At 40.8% G+C, this 16,280-nt stretch carries 13 protein-coding genes; 8 read left to right on the top strand and 5 right to left on the bottom strand.

Annotation, left to right across the window (positions count from 1 at the left end):
- The first annotated feature begins 90 nt into the window (after nucleotides 1-90).
- The 5 genes from ACMUMK_RS13845 (at nucleotide 91) to ACMUMK_RS13825 (ending at nucleotide 6,279) form a co-directional block, all read left to right on the top strand.
- The gene (locus ACMUMK_RS13845) at nucleotides 91-1,338 is read left to right on the top strand and encodes an argininosuccinate synthase (RefSeq protein WP_414701736.1); all 1,248 of its coding nucleotides are present in this window, start codon (nucleotides 91-93) and stop codon (nucleotides 1,336-1,338) included.
- The gene (gene argH, locus ACMUMK_RS13840) at nucleotides 1,338-2,711 is read left to right on the top strand and encodes an argininosuccinate lyase (RefSeq protein ID WP_414701735.1); all 1,374 of its coding nucleotides are present in this window, start codon (nucleotides 1,338-1,340) and stop codon (nucleotides 2,709-2,711) included. The genes ACMUMK_RS13845 and argH overlap by 1 nt, the downstream gene beginning before the upstream one ends.
- A gap of 10 nt (nucleotides 2,712-2,721) precedes the next feature.
- Nucleotides 2,722-4,032, top strand: coding sequence for an amino-acid N-acetyltransferase (gene argA / locus ACMUMK_RS13835; protein WP_414701734.1), 1,311 nt, complete (start codon nucleotides 2,722-2,724; stop codon nucleotides 4,030-4,032).
- 24 nt (nucleotides 4,033-4,056) lie between these two features.
- Entirely contained in the window at nucleotides 4,057-4,719 is a 663-nt protein-coding gene (locus tag ACMUMK_RS13830) for a peptidylprolyl isomerase (protein ID WP_414701733.1), read from the top strand.
- A gap of 216 nt (nucleotides 4,720-4,935) precedes the next feature.
- Nucleotides 4,936-6,279: an MATE family efflux transporter gene (locus ACMUMK_RS13825; RefSeq protein ID WP_414701732.1), complete on the top strand. Its 1,344-nt coding sequence runs from the start codon at nucleotides 4,936-4,938 to the stop codon at nucleotides 6,277-6,279.
- A 149-nt stretch (nucleotides 6,280-6,428) separates the two neighbouring features.
- Here the strand turns inward: ACMUMK_RS13825 and ACMUMK_RS13820 are convergent, their stop codons facing one another.
- The 5 genes from ACMUMK_RS13820 to zwf are packed head-to-tail and all read right to left on the bottom strand — an operon-like array spanning nucleotide 6,429 to nucleotide 12,075.
- The gene (locus tag ACMUMK_RS13820) at nucleotides 6,429-7,070 is read right to left on the bottom strand and encodes a bifunctional 4-hydroxy-2-oxoglutarate aldolase/2-dehydro-3-deoxy-phosphogluconate aldolase (protein ID WP_414701731.1); all 642 of its coding nucleotides are present in this window, start codon (nucleotides 7,068-7,070) and stop codon (nucleotides 6,429-6,431) included.
- 6 nt (nucleotides 7,071-7,076) lie between these two features.
- Nucleotides 7,077-8,024, bottom strand: coding sequence for a glucokinase (locus ACMUMK_RS13815; RefSeq protein ID WP_414701730.1), 948 nt, complete (start codon nucleotides 8,022-8,024; stop codon nucleotides 7,077-7,079).
- Between the two features lie 2 nt (nucleotides 8,025-8,026).
- Nucleotides 8,027-9,847, bottom strand: a complete 1,821-nt coding sequence (edd, locus tag ACMUMK_RS13810) for a phosphogluconate dehydratase (RefSeq protein WP_414701729.1) — start codon at nucleotides 9,845-9,847, stop codon at nucleotides 8,027-8,029.
- A 45-nt stretch (nucleotides 9,848-9,892) separates the two neighbouring features.
- Entirely contained in the window at nucleotides 9,893-10,585 is a 693-nt protein-coding gene (pgl, locus tag ACMUMK_RS13805; RefSeq protein WP_414701728.1) for a 6-phosphogluconolactonase, read from the bottom strand.
- The gene (gene zwf / locus ACMUMK_RS13800; protein ID WP_414701727.1) at nucleotides 10,585-12,075 is read right to left on the bottom strand and encodes a glucose-6-phosphate dehydrogenase; all 1,491 of its coding nucleotides are present in this window, start codon (nucleotides 12,073-12,075) and stop codon (nucleotides 10,585-10,587) included. The genes pgl and zwf overlap by 1 nt, the downstream gene beginning before the upstream one ends.
- Nucleotides 12,076-12,356: 281 nt before the next feature.
- Between zwf and ACMUMK_RS13795 the strand changes: the two genes are divergently transcribed.
- From ACMUMK_RS13795 to ACMUMK_RS13785, 3 genes are all read left to right on the top strand, one after another.
- Nucleotides 12,357-13,214, top strand: a complete 858-nt coding sequence (locus ACMUMK_RS13795) for a MurR/RpiR family transcriptional regulator (protein WP_414701726.1) — start codon at nucleotides 12,357-12,359, stop codon at nucleotides 13,212-13,214.
- 260 nt (nucleotides 13,215-13,474) lie between these two features.
- A complete protein-coding gene (gene pyk, locus ACMUMK_RS13790; RefSeq protein ID WP_414701725.1) occupies nucleotides 13,475-14,908 on the top strand; it encodes a pyruvate kinase in 1,434 nt (477 codons plus the stop codon).
- A 178-nt stretch (nucleotides 14,909-15,086) separates the two neighbouring features.
- Nucleotides 15,087-16,262, top strand: a complete 1,176-nt coding sequence (locus ACMUMK_RS13785; protein WP_414701724.1) for a saccharopine dehydrogenase family protein — start codon at nucleotides 15,087-15,089, stop codon at nucleotides 16,260-16,262.
- Nucleotides 16,263-16,280 lie beyond the last annotated feature (18 nt).

The raw sequence follows: 16,280 nt of genomic DNA, 5'->3' as shown, positions 1-16,280 counted from the left end.
GTTAGGTTGTAACAACAAACCTAGCAAAAAAATACACTAACGTAGTATCAAAAAACATTAATAGAGATACTGCTATTAACAGGAAATATCATGGCAATCGCAAAAAACAAACCTATCAAAAAAGTGGTATTAGCTTACTCTGGTGGACTAGACACCTCTGCAATTATTCCTTGGCTAAAAGAGAACTATGACTGTGAAGTTATCGCTTTCGCTGCTGATGTAGGCCAAGGTGAAGAAGAACTTATTGGGTTACACGAAAAAGCAATCGCCACTGGCGCAAGCGAATGTTACATAGTTGATTTAAAAGAAGAGTTTGTTGCCGATTATATCTATCCAACCATTACCACAGGTGCGGTATACGAAGGCGAGTACCTTTTAGGTACATCTATGGCCCGCCCAATTATAGCCAAAGCTCAAGTTGAAATTGCACGTAAAGTAGGTGCAGATGCGCTATGTCATGGTTGTACAGGTAAAGGAAACGACCAGGTGCGCTTTGAAGGTACCTTTGCAGCCTTAGCACCTGAGCTAACTGTTATCGCTCCTTGGCGTGAATGGGACATGGTTTCTCGTGAAGACTTACTAGACTATCTAGCTAAAAGAGACATCAAAACAACTGCCTCAATCACCAAAATATATAGCCGAGATGCAAATGCTTGGCATATCTCCCATGAAGGTGGTGAACTAGAAGATCCTTGGTGTGAACCTACCAAAGGTATTTGGACAATGACAGTTGACCCAGAAGATGCGCCAGATGAAGCTGAACGAGTTCACCTTACATTTGACCAAGGTAAACTCACTAAGGTAGATGGAGAAGAGCTCACTCCTTATGGCGTACTAATGAAACTAAACAAGATTGCTGCCGCACACGGTGTGGGCCGTATCGATATAGTAGAAAACCGTTTAGTAGGCATGAAGTCTCGCGGATGTTACGAAACTCCTGGTGGCACAGTTATGATGGCAGCATACAAAGCCCTTGAGTGTTTGGTGCTTGATAAAGCATCTTTGAAATACCGTGAACAAATTGGTTTAGAGTATTCTCACGTTATGTACGATGGCCGCTGGTTTACTGCGTTAAATGATGCGTTATTGGCCGGTGCCGCAAGCTTTGCACAAAAAGTAACGGGCGAAATAGTGGTTAAACTATACAAAGGTCAAGCCACAGTTGTTCAAAGAAAATCACCCAACAGTTTATACTCTGAAGATTTTGCAACATTTGGTGCAGACGATGTTTATGACCAAAGTCATGCTGAAGGCTTTATTCGTTTATTCAGCTTATCTAGCCGTATAGATGCCATGAACAAAAAAGGCATAGCTTTTAAAAATACAGGGATAGAATAATGAGTTTATGGGGAGGCCGCTTTCAAGACGGTAGCAGCGCCATGTTTAGAAGGGTAAATGATTCATTACCCTTTGACCGTGCTTTAGCAAGTCAAGACATTAGAGGCTCAATTGCTTGGTCAAAAGCTATTTGTAAAGCAGGCGTATTGACACAAGACGAACAACAACAATTAGAAGGTGCTTTGCAGGCTTTATTAGTTAAAGCAGAAGATGGCACCCTAGATTTTGATGCTAGCAGTGAAGAAGATATCCATAGTTTTGTGGAAGCTACCCTTATCGAACAGTTAGGTGATGTGGCCCGTAAATTACATACTGGCCGTAGCCGTAATGACCAAGTAGCCACTGATTTTAGACTTTGGACCCGAGAGCATGTTGATCTATTGGTTGCCGATCTAGAAAACGTAAAAGCCTCGCTTGTTGCTACAGCTAAGCTAAACAAAACAGTGATCTTACCTGGGTACACCCATTTACAACGAGCTCAACCTGTACGTTATCCACATTGGTGTTTAGCTTACGTAGAGATGTTTAAGCGTGACATTAGCCGATTAAAGGACTTACGAGCTCGTTTAAACCAATCTCCACTTGGTTGCGGTGCATTAGCTGGTACAACCTACCCAATTGATCGTCAAGAAATAGCTGACGACCTTGGTTTTGACAGCCCATGTTTAAACAGCTTAGATGCAGTATCGGATCGTGACTTTGTACTAGAGCTGTTATTTGCTGCAAGTACTAGCATGATGCATATGTCTCGTATGGCTGAAGATTTAATTTTCTTTAACTCTGGTGAAGCTGGCTTTATTACCTTAGGTGATGAAGTAACATCTGGCTCATCGTTAATGCCGCAGAAGAAAAATCCTGATGCATTAGAGCTAATGAGAGGGAAATGTGGCCGTGTGTTTGGCAGCTTACAAGGCATGCTAGTGACAATGAAAGGTCTTCCTTTGGCATACAATAAAGATATGCAGGAAGACAAAGAAGGCCTACTTGATGCGGTAACTCAATGGCACATATGTCTATGTATTGCCTGTGAAGTGATAGACAGCATCAAGTTAGACTCAGAGCGCTGTGCAAAAGCTGCCCGTGAAGGTTACGCAAACGCAACTGAATTGGCTGATTACCTTGTTGCTAAAGGCATTCCTTTTAGAACGGCACATGATATTTCAGGTCAAGTCGTATTGGCTGCTTTAGAGCAGAAAAAAGCCATTGAAGAACTTAGTCTAGAAGAGCTTAAAAAGTACTCTGACTTGATTGAAGATGACGTGTACGAAATTCTGCAACTTGAATATCTAGTAGATAAACGCAGCATTTTAGGTGGCACAGGTATTAAGCCCGTAACTGCAGCGTTAGATGCTGAATTAGCCAAAAGTAGCTAAGGACTCAATAGTGGTTGTATCTCATATCGATAGCGTAAAAATTATTCGTAATTCGGCGCCCTACATCAATGCTCACAGGGGTAAAACCTTTGTATTGATGTTTGGCGGTGAGGCCATCGAAGATGAAAACTTTGCCAATATCATCCATGACATCGCGCTATTAAATAGCTTAGGTGTCAGGTTAGTATTAGTACATGGTGCACGACCACAAATTGATGAAAGAGCTCTACTTAGGGGCTTAACACCTCGATTCCATCGAGATGTACGTATTACAAATAAGCCTACCCTAGAGTGTGTAAAAGATGCGGCTGGATCTGTAAGATCCCAAGTTGAAGCACTACTCACTATGGGGTTGGCTAACTCTCCTATGCATGGCTCACAAATAAGAGTGTGTTCAGGAAACCTAGTAGTCGCTATGCCTATTGGAGTACAAGATGGCGTTGACTACGAAAATACTGGGTTAGTAAGACGTATTGATGTAGATGGTATTAACGATCACCTCAACGATGGCTCTATCGTACTTTTACCTCCTATGGGATATTCCGCCACAGGCGAGGTTTTTAACCTTTCACATAAAGATGTCGCCACTAATGCAGCCATTGCATTAAATGCTGACAAGTTAATCTTATTCAGAGAGCAAGACGGTTTGATATCTGAGGACGGAAGGCTACTTAGAAGCATAGAGTTAGATCAAATTAACGACATGCTTACCCAACCGTTTTATGCACCCGAGAAGCAGTTATTTGAAGCCATAATCTCTAGTTTAGAAGCTGGTATTAGCCGTTGTCACTGTGTAAGTTATCGTCAAGACGGTGCGCTATTACAAGAGCTGTTTACTCGAGATGGCGCAGGCTCATTAATATCGCAACGTTCATATGAGCAACTAAGACATGCAAATGTTGAAGATGTGGCTGGTATTTTAAAACTAATCAAACCTTTAGAAGAAAAAGGGATATTAGTCACCCGCTCAAGAGAGCGGCTCGAGCAAGAAATTGAACACTTTATGCTACTTGAAAGGGATGGCATGACCATAGCGTGCGCTGCACTTTATCCCTATACAGAAGATGAAATGGGAGAATTAGCATGTGTCGCTACGCACCCTGATTACAGGGGAGGAAATCGTGGTGAACGGTTACTCGAAGCCATTAAAAAACATGCACAGCAGCAAGGGCTCAGCACCATATTTGTATTAACCACTGTCACAGCACATTGGTTTCAAGAGCAAGGCTTTAAACAGGCTACCCTTGACGACCTGCCTGCTAAAAAGAAGCAACTTTATAACTTTCAACGAAATTCAAAGGTGTTTAAACTAGAGATCTAGTTAACTGACGTTAAGACCTCTTATATGAAGCAGCACTTCTCATTAAACACCCCATTTTGTATCACTGTAATTTTCGTGCTTTTGTTTTCAAGCTGCGATTTGTTTACAGATAAAGCAATTAAGCAAGCTGAACAGTTTATTACCCAGCAAGATATTGATAAAACTACCGAAAATTGGAAAACTGATTTACCCAAGCCTCCCGAACTAAACTTTACTAAGGGAGCAACTTACCTTTGGAAACTATCGACAAGTCATGGGGATATAGAGATCACCTTTATGCCCGAAATTGCTCCTATGCATGTCTCTAGTACAATTTATCTTACAACTTTAGGTTTCTATGACGGTTTAGTATTTCACCGCATTATTCCCGGCTTCATGGCTCAGGGGGGCGATCCACTAGGAACCGGGAGAGGTAATCCAGGTTACGCTTATTCTGGTGAGTTTGATGCTAATACTAGGCATACAGAAGCAGGTATGCTCAGCATGGCAAATGCAGGCCCAAACACCGACGGAAGTCAGTTTTTTATTACTTTTGCCGCAACCCCTTGGTTAGACGGAAAACATACCATTTTTGGCCAAGTCACCCAAGGTATGGAAGTGTTAGAAGCAATGGAAAATTTAGGCTCGCGAAATGGACGGCCTAGTGAAGATGTATCTATTATCAAAGCTAGTATCGTGACTGATTAGCATTAGAGCCAATATCTATTAACCGCACTTGACTGCTATTTGTTGAGTGCGGATTGCTTCTTCTCCTAGTCACCATAAACTCCCCCTTCCTTTGAAATAACCGCCAGTCATTCAAACGACTGTACCTTATTGTATTAGACTCAAACATAGGCCTAAACTTCATGATAAAGTCTCTTTAAAGGCTTTTTAGGCACTTACATTCTTGCAGGCTCAATTTTGCCCACTGCTAACTTACAGATTAGATACAACCTAACAATGGCATGGCCACTGGCATTTAACGCATTGCTGGTTCAGTCCATGTTATTAATCGACACATTTTTAGTCGCCCCCCTTGGTGAGCTCGCTGTCGCTGCTTTAGGAATAGCCAGCACACTCATTGCTTTTATTCTCGGTGTAGAGATTGCTATCGGCAACGGCATACAGCTACTAGTAGGAAGAGCTTTTGGCTCTAAAAGCCAAGAAGAACTAGCAATAGCCTATTGGTCAGGGCTGGTGATCAATATCTCTACTTCTGTGTTATTTTTCCTTATCTTGACTATTTTCGACACCCATATAATCACAGCCATTACTAACAATGCGGCTTTGATACCTGTAACTGAAACTTACCTATCAATCACTAAATACATAGTCCTCATTACCGCTTATACCCAAGTGTGTACTGCACTATTGAACGGCTGTGGTAAAACCCGAAAGCCATTACAAGGCTTTATGATTGAATTGCCCATCAATGCAGCTATCAGCTACATACTTATAAACGGCATGGCTGATTACCAAGGCCTAGGTGTCGAAGGTGCTGCTTGGGGGAGTCTAATCGCCGTCATAATTAGAGCTGCATTTCTCCATCTAGTATTAAAAACAGACCTCACAATAAACCTTAGCTACCCAGTAAATCGCAAATTATCAGCTGAAATTGGCCCTCAGTATCTTGAAATTTATCCTATTGCTGCAAACTTCTTGGTGCTATCTGTTGGCGCGACCATTTATCACCTTTTATTCGCCCAATTAGACTTATATTCCTTTGTTGCCATCACCCTTATATTTCCATGGATCAGAGCCGGAACTCAGTTTCCAAACTCATGGGCCCAAGCCTCAGCTATTACTATTAGCCAAACATTAGGACAAAAGGATACCCAAAACCTTAGTTTGTTTGTAAGTGCTGCAACAAGGATAGGCATGTGGATTTCTGTAGGGGTTGCATTAGTGTTTATTATATTAAGCTTATCGGTACCCATTATTTATCCAAATATTGCCCTGCAGACACTTAGCGCCATAATAGCTATTGCTTCACTCTTCATAGCCTTACCTATAGTCAGGGCATACAACACAATAGCTGGGAATATTCTAAGGGCACTTGGCCAAAGTAACCTAGTATTGAAAATTCACTTTATTACACAATGGCTAGTAGCATTACCGCTATGCGCAGTGCTGATCATATATCTAGATGCTTCAATTTTCTGGGGGTTTGCCATGATCCCTCTTGAAGAAGTTCTGAAAATTTATTGGTTTTATCGATTCAAAAAACACTATGTGAGTCTTGCAAACAAAAAGCGGGAGTTGTAACTATGAAGATATTGAATGTGTCTTAGCTAAGTGGGCATGAGCCATAGTGAAATAAAACATGCAACAATAGCTAAGTATTGCTTCATAAAAAAACCGATGGTGACAACCATCGGTTTTTAAATAAAACGGATTAAATTAAAGTCTTTACTTTATTTAACGCCAGCAATTGCTTCTTTAGCTAGTTGAGTAATTTTATCCCACTCGCCGTTTTCCATAGCGTCTTCTGGTGCTAACCAAGAGCCGCCACAACAAGCAACGTTAGATAATGATAAATAGTCATTGTAGTTGCTAGGGCTGATGCCACCAGTAGGACAAAATGTGATTTCTGGGCATGGACCGCCAATTGCTTTAAGCGCTTTAACACCACCAGATGCTTCAGCAGGGAAAAACTTAAGGTGAGTATACCCAAGGTCTTTAGCTGTCATAAGTTCAGAGATAGAAGAAATACCAGGTATAAGTGCAATACTTCCTTCATTACCTGCTTTTAATAAATCAGTTGTTAAACCTGGGCTAATCGCGAACTTAGCACCAGCGTCAATCACTTGTTGTAATTGCTCGCGGTTCGTAACTGTACCAGCACCAATTACTGCTTCAGGTACTTCTTTAGCGATTTTAGCTATAACGTCTAAAGCCGCGTCAGTTCTTAACGTTACTTCTAAAACCTTAATACCGCCCGCAATCAAAGCTTTGGCTAGAGGCACAGCATGCTCTACGTTTTTGATAACTAAAACCGGCACCACTGGCCCCTGGCTGAATATTTCTTCTGATGTCATTTTCCAATTTTTTGTCATTGAATTTTAACCTTTAAAATTTTGATTTAAGTAGGCCATAGCTCCAATCAAACCATGATCGGGCTCGGTAATAATGAAAGTGGGAATACCAACAACATAGTCTTTAAATCGACCTTTTGCTTCGAAACGCTCACGAAACTCACTTTCTTGAATAAACTTGGTGAAACGGGGGGCAATGCCACCACCAATATACACGCCACCACGTGTTCCCATATTAAGGGCAAGATTTCCTGCAAAACTACCCAAAATTTTGCAGAATTGGTTCAAGGTAGCCAGGCATAATGCACAGCTACCATTGAGAGCTTTTTCAGTAATTTCAGCTGCGTCTGACAAGACTGCCTCTGAACTTTCATATTCTGATAGTGCTTGATAAATTTGCACTAAACCACGGCCGGATAATACTTCTTCGGCCGATGCATGACCTAATTTTTTGGTTAAAAAACGAAGGATAGCAATATCAAGCTCATCGACTGCAGCAAAGTCTACGTGACCGCCTTCACCATCAAGAGCTAACCATCCGTCATTAACTGGTGCTAGATGTTTTACACCTAGACCAGTACCGGGACCGAATACCGCTATATTCTCATTTTCCTGAATGACACCTGCCCCAACTTGATACTTTTGCGCATCTGTAAGAACAGGTACTGCATGAGCTACAGCTGTAAAATCATTGATGACACCTAACCAATTTAGGTTTAATTGCTGCTTGAGTTCGCTGATTGAAAAATCCCAGTGACTGTTGGTCATCGAGATATTGTCACCAGTCACGGGGCAAGCTACTCCTAAACATCCAGCGGTAAAAGTAACATCCGAATACTCAGAAAAATAAGTATTAATAGCATCTGTAATAGTGGCAAAGTCTACACATAGATACTTTTTAATATCCTTTACTTGCTCATTTTCTACTTGAGCGATACGAATATTTGTACCGCCAACATCAGCAACAAACTTCATACTTAATCCTGACCTAGAAATAAAGAGCAAGCACCTTGCTCAGCACCTGTTAAGGTAGTTCGAATGGCAGCAAACATCTCCCTACCCATTCCAACCTGATGGCTTGCGACATCTGTCACTTTCGCTTCACGTTTGCTCAAGTCATCATCAGACACTAGGACTGACATAACACCACTTGCTGTATCTAGTTCAATCATGTCGCCGGTTTGTATTTTTGCTAACAAACCACCTTTCAAAGCTTCCGGAGTCACATGAATAGCAGCAGGTACTTTACCTGATGCACCCGACATACGACCATCGGTTACCAACGCCACTTTAAAGCCTCGGTCCTGTAATACAGCAAGAGGCGGCGTTAAACTATGAAGCTCTGGCATACCGATAGCTGATGGGCCTTGGAAACGCACCACAACAACACAATCTTTATTTAGCTCGCCAGCTTTGAACGCTGCATGGAGTTCAAATTGGTCTTCAAATACAACAGCTGGAGCTTTAATGTGGCAATTAGGATCACGAAGCGCTGAGGTCTTCATTACCGCACGGCCTAAGTTACCCGATAATACAGATAAACCACCATCAACTTTGAATGGCTTCTCAACCGAAGCGACGACTTCTTTATCGTATGACTCTGTCGGCCCATCTTGCCATATCAATTTACCATCTTTGATTACAGGCTCTTGTGTATACTGCTCAAGACCATCACCACAGATAGTTTTTACGTCATTATGGAGTAATCCAGCATTTAGTAACTCTCTAAATAACAGTGCCATACCACCAGCGGCAGTAAAATGGTTAATATCTGCAGAGCCATTTGGATATATTCTAGTTAATAGAGGAACAACCCTTGAAATATCCGCAAAATCATCCCAGTTGATGATGTATCCCGCTGAGCGAGCAACTGCAACTAAATGCATGGTGTGGTTAGTTGAACCACCAGTGGCAAGCAAGGCAACTAGCCCATTTACAATCGCTTTTGCATCAACAATATGTCCCATAGGACGATAGTTATCACCTAGGTCGGTAATACGCGTGATTTGCTTAGCAGCTGCATCAGTTAAAGCATCTCGCAAAGGCGTGCCTGGATTAACAAAAGAAGACCCGGGTAAATGTAACCCCATAGTTTCAACTACTAATTGGTTACTGTTTGCTGTGCCATAAAAAGTACAAGTACCGGCTGAGTGATAAGACTTAGACTCTGCGTCTAACAATTCTTCTCTGGTTGCTTTACCTTCAGCATAAGCCTGACGTACTCGCGCCTTTTCTTTATTTGGAATACCAGATGGCATTGGACCAGCAGGTACAAAAATACTAGGTAAGTGACCAAAGCTAAGGGCTCCCATCAATAAACCAGGGACAATCTTATCGCATATACCAAGCAACAAATTGCCATCAAACATATTGTGCGACAAAGAAATAGCTGTAGCCTGAGCAATAATATCTCGACTCATCAAGCTAAGATCCATACCAGGTGTACCTTGGGTAACACCATCACACATTGCAGGAACACCGCCCGCAAATTGTGCAACACTGCCTACTTCACTTACGGCTTTTTTAAGAATTGCCGGATATTCTTCATATGGCTGATGGGCCGACAGCATATCATTGTATGAAGAGACAATAGCGATATTCGCTTTTGTCATACTTCGTAAGTCGGCTTTATCTTCGGTACCACAAGCTGCAAAGCCATGGGCTAAGTTTCCGCAAGATAAAACACCACGATGAGGTCCTTCACGGCGAGCTGCATCTATTTTATCTAAATATGCTTTGCGAGTATGTTTACTTCGCTCAACGATTCGTTCTGTGACTTCCTGAATGGCAGTGTTCACAATTTTCTCCAAAAAAACTAAAAGTGGTTAGAGCTTAAGCCTTAGTTAAGGTGCCCACATCAATTCTACGTCAGCATTATTTAACACTGCACGAATAGGCATCTCTAATTCATTGTCACCGCCCAAAGCAACATCTAAAACGTCTTTTTTACCTTCGCCTGTAAGGTGTAAAAATATTTGCTTGCTGTTAATTAAAGCGGGCAAAGTCAGAGACATTCTTTGATTAGGAGCGGTAGTCGGTTGTACTGCGATATACGACTGACCAGAATCTAAGTCTAAACCTTCAGATATTTGCTCTGAACATGGGAATAAAGAGGCTGTATGACCGTCTTCGCCCATACCTAAAATAACAACATCAAATGGCCTGTGAATATCTTGCAAGTTGCTTGAACATTGCTGCACAGCTTCATTTGCATCAGCATGATGGGTTTTCAAAGGGAAGAAATTAGCATTAGCAGCATTATTGATCAGAAGCTTTTCACGGAGCATTTTCTCATTTGAGGCATCATTGCCATTATCAACCCAACGTTCGTCGGCCAAACTAATGTCGACTAAGTCCCAGGCAAGGTTAATTTTAGATAATGCACCAAAGAGTGCTGCTGGCGTCCTGCCACCAGAGACAATCAAACTAGCTCGACCATTCTCTTCAATTCCATCTCTTAGCAATTTTGAGATTTTACGAGTAAACGCTAAATTTAATTGCTCAGTGGTTCTAAATTTCGACTGTGTTAACGGCATTATTTTTTCCCTATTTTACTTTCATACCAAGCTCTATCTTCTCGTGCTAATAGTGCAATAGAAGATACTGGTCCCCATGTTCCTGCTTGATAAGGCTCTGGAGCTTCTTTACTCGCTCCCCATGCAGCAAGAATTCCATCAACCCAAGTCCATGCGGCTTCAACTTCATCTCGGCGTACGAATAATGATTGGTTACCCAACATAACTTCTAATAATAACTTTTCGTATGCATCCGCAATACGCTCATCTTTAAAGGTATCAGAGAAGCTTAGGTTCAACTTAGATTTTTGTAGGTTCATTGCACCTGAGCTGGTTAACCCTGGTACCTTATTCATTACTGTAACTTCTACACCTTCATCAGGTTGTAATCTGATCGTAAGCTTATTGGGCGGTAACTGGGTAAAACTATCTTTAAACAAGTTATGAGGCTGACGTTTAAAGAAAATGTTAACTTCACTTGTTTTATTCGGAAGGCGTTTACCTGTTCTCAAATAAAATGGAACACCTGCCCAGCGCCAGTTGTCTATATCAACCTTCAATGCGATGAAGGTTTCAGTTGTACTTTGTTGATTTGCATCAGGCTCATCTAAATAGCCTGGTACCTCTTGCCCCTTAATAAAGCCTTCAACATATTGTCCGCGCACGGTATTCTGACGAACATTAGAAGCATCAATAGGACGTAATGCTTTTAATACTTTCAGCTTTTCGTTACGAATGTTAGTTGCGTCAAGAGTAGCAGGCGGTTCCATGGCGATTAAGGTCAAAATCTGTAATAAATGGTTTTGCACCATATCACGCATTTGGCCTGCATCATCAAAATAGCCCCAACGGCCTTCAATACCCACAGACTCTGCAACACTAATTTGTACATGGTCAATACAGTTATGATCCCAGTTGGTTGCAAATATTGAATTTGCAAAACGTAGCGCAACCAAGTTCAGTACTGTTTCCTTACCTAAATAATGGTCAATACGATAAATTTGTCTTTCTTCAAAGAACTCTGCAACCTGATCATTAATTACCTTAGACGACTCCAAATCATGACCAAGTGGCTTTTCAAGTACGACACGCATACTCTTATCGATAATTTTTGCTGCTTTTAAGCCACGGCAAATATCCCCGAAAATTGAAGGAGGGGTAGCAAAGTAACAAACCATGATGCGTTTCACATCAACGTGCTCTTTGAACACTTGGTAGCTCTCTGCATTTTTCATATCAACGCAGACGTAATCTAGCTTTTCTTTAAACCTTTCCCATGTTTCAGGACATAAGGCTTCTTTTGTGAAACTTTCAATGTTTTCTTTAACTAACTTAACATATTCTTCAACGCTAACGTCTTGACGAGCCACACCGATAATTTTTGTTTCAGCATGCATTAAATCAGCTTTTTCAAGTTGATACAGGGAGGGTAAAAGTTTACGTCTGGCCAAGTCACCTAGGGTACCAAACAAAACAAAGTCACAAGGTTCGAATGAATTTTCCAAAACCATTTTTTTTGCCTACTTAAATATTGAGAGAAATTGTTGCCAGACTAGACCCATATATCTGCATATAGGATCCCTTAGCTTATGGTATAAAATTTAACATTAAATGTAGTAAATTTACAACTTATCATGCCCTATTCACCATACTTATAGCCCACTTGGTCTATTAAACTGCATTTGTTGTAAATTTTTATGTCAAAAAATTACAACAATAGTACCCATAAGGAAAGTTAAAGGGTAATCTTACCAATAAGGTAAAACAATTATAATGAAGTTTTCTGTTTAATATGAATATTCTGGAAAAAATAACTCAACACGATTCTTTATTTAGTAAGTCAGAACGTAAAGTCGCGGAAGTTATCCTCGAAAACCCCCAAATGGCTATTCACAGTAGTATAGCAACACTGGCTAAAATGTCAGAGGTAAGTGAGCCTACTGTTAATCGCTTTTGTCGCAGACTAGACACCAAAGGATACCCAGATTTTAAACTACATTTAGCCCAAAGCCTGGCTAATGGTACGCCCTACGTAAATAGACACGTAGAAGAAAACGATGGGCCAGACGAATATACAAATAAAATATTTGAATCAACTATGGCTTCTCTTGAAGTCGCTCGTTCGTCTGTTGATATCAATACCATTAATCGAGCGGTAGACTTACTAACCCAAGCTCAAAAAATATCATTCTTTGGTCTAGGGGCATCTGCTTCAGTGGCACACGATGCATTAAACAAGTTCTTTAGATTTAACGTTCCAGTGGTTTATTTCGAAGACATATTAATGCAGAGAATGAGCTGTATGAATTGTGGAGAAGAAGACGTAGTTGTATTGATTTCTCATACGGGACGGACCAAAAGCTTGGTAGAAATCGCGCAAATCGCCAGAGGCAATGATGCGACAGTCGTAGGTATTACATCTAAAGATAGCCCCCTCGCCAAAGAATGTAACTTAGTATTATCGCTAGAAGTGCCCGAAGACACTGACATGTACATGCCTATGGCCTCACGGATCGCACAATTAATTTTAATTGATATCCTAGCAACAGGCTTTACGCTAAGACGTGGTAACAAGTTTAGAGAAAACTTAAAAAGAGTAAAAGATACTCTCAGGGGCTCTCGATTCGACAAGAGAGACGGATATCAATAAAAGGAATAAAAAGAGCTTTAGAGCTCTTTTTTTTCATTATTGATTCACTTTATGGCTAATTTGCACTACCATTTTCGTAATAAAATTACAGATTTGTTAATTTGTGACGATTTAAGCGTTACATGTTAAAATCGTCATAAATAATTAAAAGAAGTATTGCTAAATGCTAGCTATGCTTACGAATATAATATTTTATGTATCAGACACCTATCGAACAAAGATAGATTAATAATGCGCGACAACTACAGAGCAATATAACAATGTTAAGACGAACAAAAATACTGGCGACCTTAGGTCCATCTACCGATACCGTTGAACAAATTGAAGGAATTCTAAACGCCGGAGCCAATGTGGTAAGGATGAATTTTTCTCACGGTACTGCACAGGACCATATAGATCGCGCAGAAAAAGTTCGAACTGCAGCAAAAAAATTAGGAAAATACGTTGCCATTTTAGGTGATTTACAAGGCCCTAAGATTAGAGTTTCAAAATTCGCTGAAGGCTCAATTATTCTAAAGATTGGTGACCATTTTATTTTAGATGCGGACTTAGACCGTGATGCTGGTAACCAAGAATCAGTAGGAATTGACTACAAAGCTCTTCCCCAAGATGTATCAGCTGGCGATGTTCTATTACTTGACGACGGCCGTATTCAACTAAAAGTTGAAAGCGTTGAAGGAAATAAAGTTCACACCAAAGTAACAGTCGCAGGAAAACTTTCAAATAATAAAGGTATTAACCGTCAAGGCGGTGGATTATCAGCAGAAGCTTTAACTGAAAAAGACAAAGAAGACATAATCACAGCGGCCAAAATCGGAGTGGATTATTTGGCGGTATCTTTCCCTCGCTCAGGTGACGATCTTCGCTATGCTCGCCAATTAGCAGAAAAAGCAGGTTGCAGCGCCATGATTTGCTCTAAAGTTGAAAGAGCTGAAACCGTAGCAAGCAATGAAGCCATTGATGATATTATCGAAGCATCAGATGCAGTTATGGTTGCAAGGGGTGATTTAGGGGTTGAAATTGGTGATGCTGAGCTGGTGGGCGTGCAGAAAAAACTTATTTCTCGTTCACGTCAGTTAAATAAAGTGGTTATTACTGCAACGCAAATGATGGAATCAATGATAACCAGCCCAATGCCAACCCGTGCTGAAGTCATGGACGTTGCAAACGCTGTATTAGATGGCACAGACGCAGTGATGTTATCAGCGGAAACAGCTGCAGGTGAGTTTCCTGTTGAAACAGTAAGCGCTATGTCTAGAGTTTGTATCGGCGCAGAAACCCATCCAAGTGTAACCATTTCTAAGCATAGAGTGGATGAATCATTCAACTCTATCGGTGAAACTGTTGCATTAAGCGCGGTATATTCTGCTAATCATTTAAAAACAATCAAAGCAATTGTTACCTTAACTGAAAGTGGCAGCACTCCATTATTAATGTCTCGTATTACTACTTCGCTTCCTATCTATGCTTTATCTAGACACGACAGTACCTTAAATAAAATGGCGCTTTACCGTGGTGTTAAGCCTGTATATTTTGACTCTAGAGGTAGCGATCCTGGTCAATTAAAAAATGACGTCATTGCGACTTTAAAAGAAAAGGGCATTGTAGAAACTGGCGATCAGTTCATTATGACCTACGGGGATGTAATGGAAACAGTAGGTGGAACTAATGCTTGTAAGATTGTTACTGCTTAAACGCTTTAGATAACAACTTGTCCCAACTTGATAAAAACGAGCAGCAATGCTCGTTTTTTTATGGCCAAAATAAACATACATATTAATAGGGCCTATAGTTTTTTATTATTTAAATAAAGTAAACTTATGCGCTGTCCTAATTACACTCTCATACTTGACCATTAATATTGAGAGAATAATGAGCACTAACAAAGAGTTTGATATTGTAATTTATGGCGCTACTGGTTTTACCGGTAGATTAGTAGCTGAATATTTAGTTAAACAGTACTCAAAAGATAACTCACTAAAATGGGCAATGGCTGGCAGAAGTGCAGCGAAACTAGCCCAAGTAAGAGACGAAATAAACGCCCCAGAAGATACTCCCTTAGTTATTGCTGATGCTGATGACATAGATACAATCCAAGCCATGTTACAACGCACCAAACTTGTACTTACCACTGTTGGCCCCTATCAAGTTTACGGTTCTGAACTCGTGGCTATGTGTGCTAAGTCAGGTGTGGATTACGTTGACTTATGTGGTGAACCGGTTTGGATGGGAGAGATGATCGCACTTCATGAAAAAACGGCAAAACAAAGTGGAGCGCGCATAGTATTTTCCTGTGGTTTTGATTCTGTGCCGTCTGATTTAGGTGTTTATCAACTTCAAAAGTTAGCCAAACAGCAATTTGGCCACGTCATGTCTACAATAAGATGCCGAGTCAAAAAAATGAAAGGCACTTTTTCTGGCGGCACTGCAGCTAGCTTTAAAGAAACATTAACTGCCGCTAAGAAAGACCCCGTAAAAATGGAAGCTTTATTGAATCCATTTTCTTTAACACCCGGATATACAGGGGCTAATCAACCTATAGGCAATAAACCCTTTTATGAAGAAGACTTAAATACATGGGTAACGCCTTTTGTAATGGCAGTCATCAACACTCGAAACGTACATCGCTCTAACTTTCTTTTAAATAAAGCCTATGGTGAAGCATTTACCTATGACGAAATGTTCATGACAGGTCCTGGAGAAAAAGGTGAAGCAGTGGCTAATGCTATGGCAAATGACAAAAGTATGGGTGGGGATAGCGGACCTAAACCAGGCGAAGGACCAAGTAAGGAAGAACGAGAAGCAGGCTTCTACGAACTACTTTATGTGGGCACTGACGCCTTTGGAAATGAAATTAAACTCTCAGTAAAAGGTGACAAAGATCCAGGTTATGGTTCCACTTCAAAAATTATAGCTGAAGCTGCGATTTGTCTTGTACAAGATGCCACAGCAACGCCTGGGGGAATTTGGACTACAGCACCAGCTATGGGAGATATATTAACTAAACGTTTAGAAAGAAATGCTGGATTAAGTTTTACTCAAGAATAATCCCTTCTAATACTTGGG

The sequence above is a fragment of the Paraglaciecola sp. 2405UD69-4 genome (genome assembly GCF_047525415.1).
Lineage (GTDB): Bacteria > Pseudomonadota > Gammaproteobacteria > Enterobacterales > Alteromonadaceae > Paraglaciecola.
The sequence above is the reverse complement of the archived record's forward strand: the minus strand, read 5'-3'. Positions and strand labels throughout refer to the sequence as shown.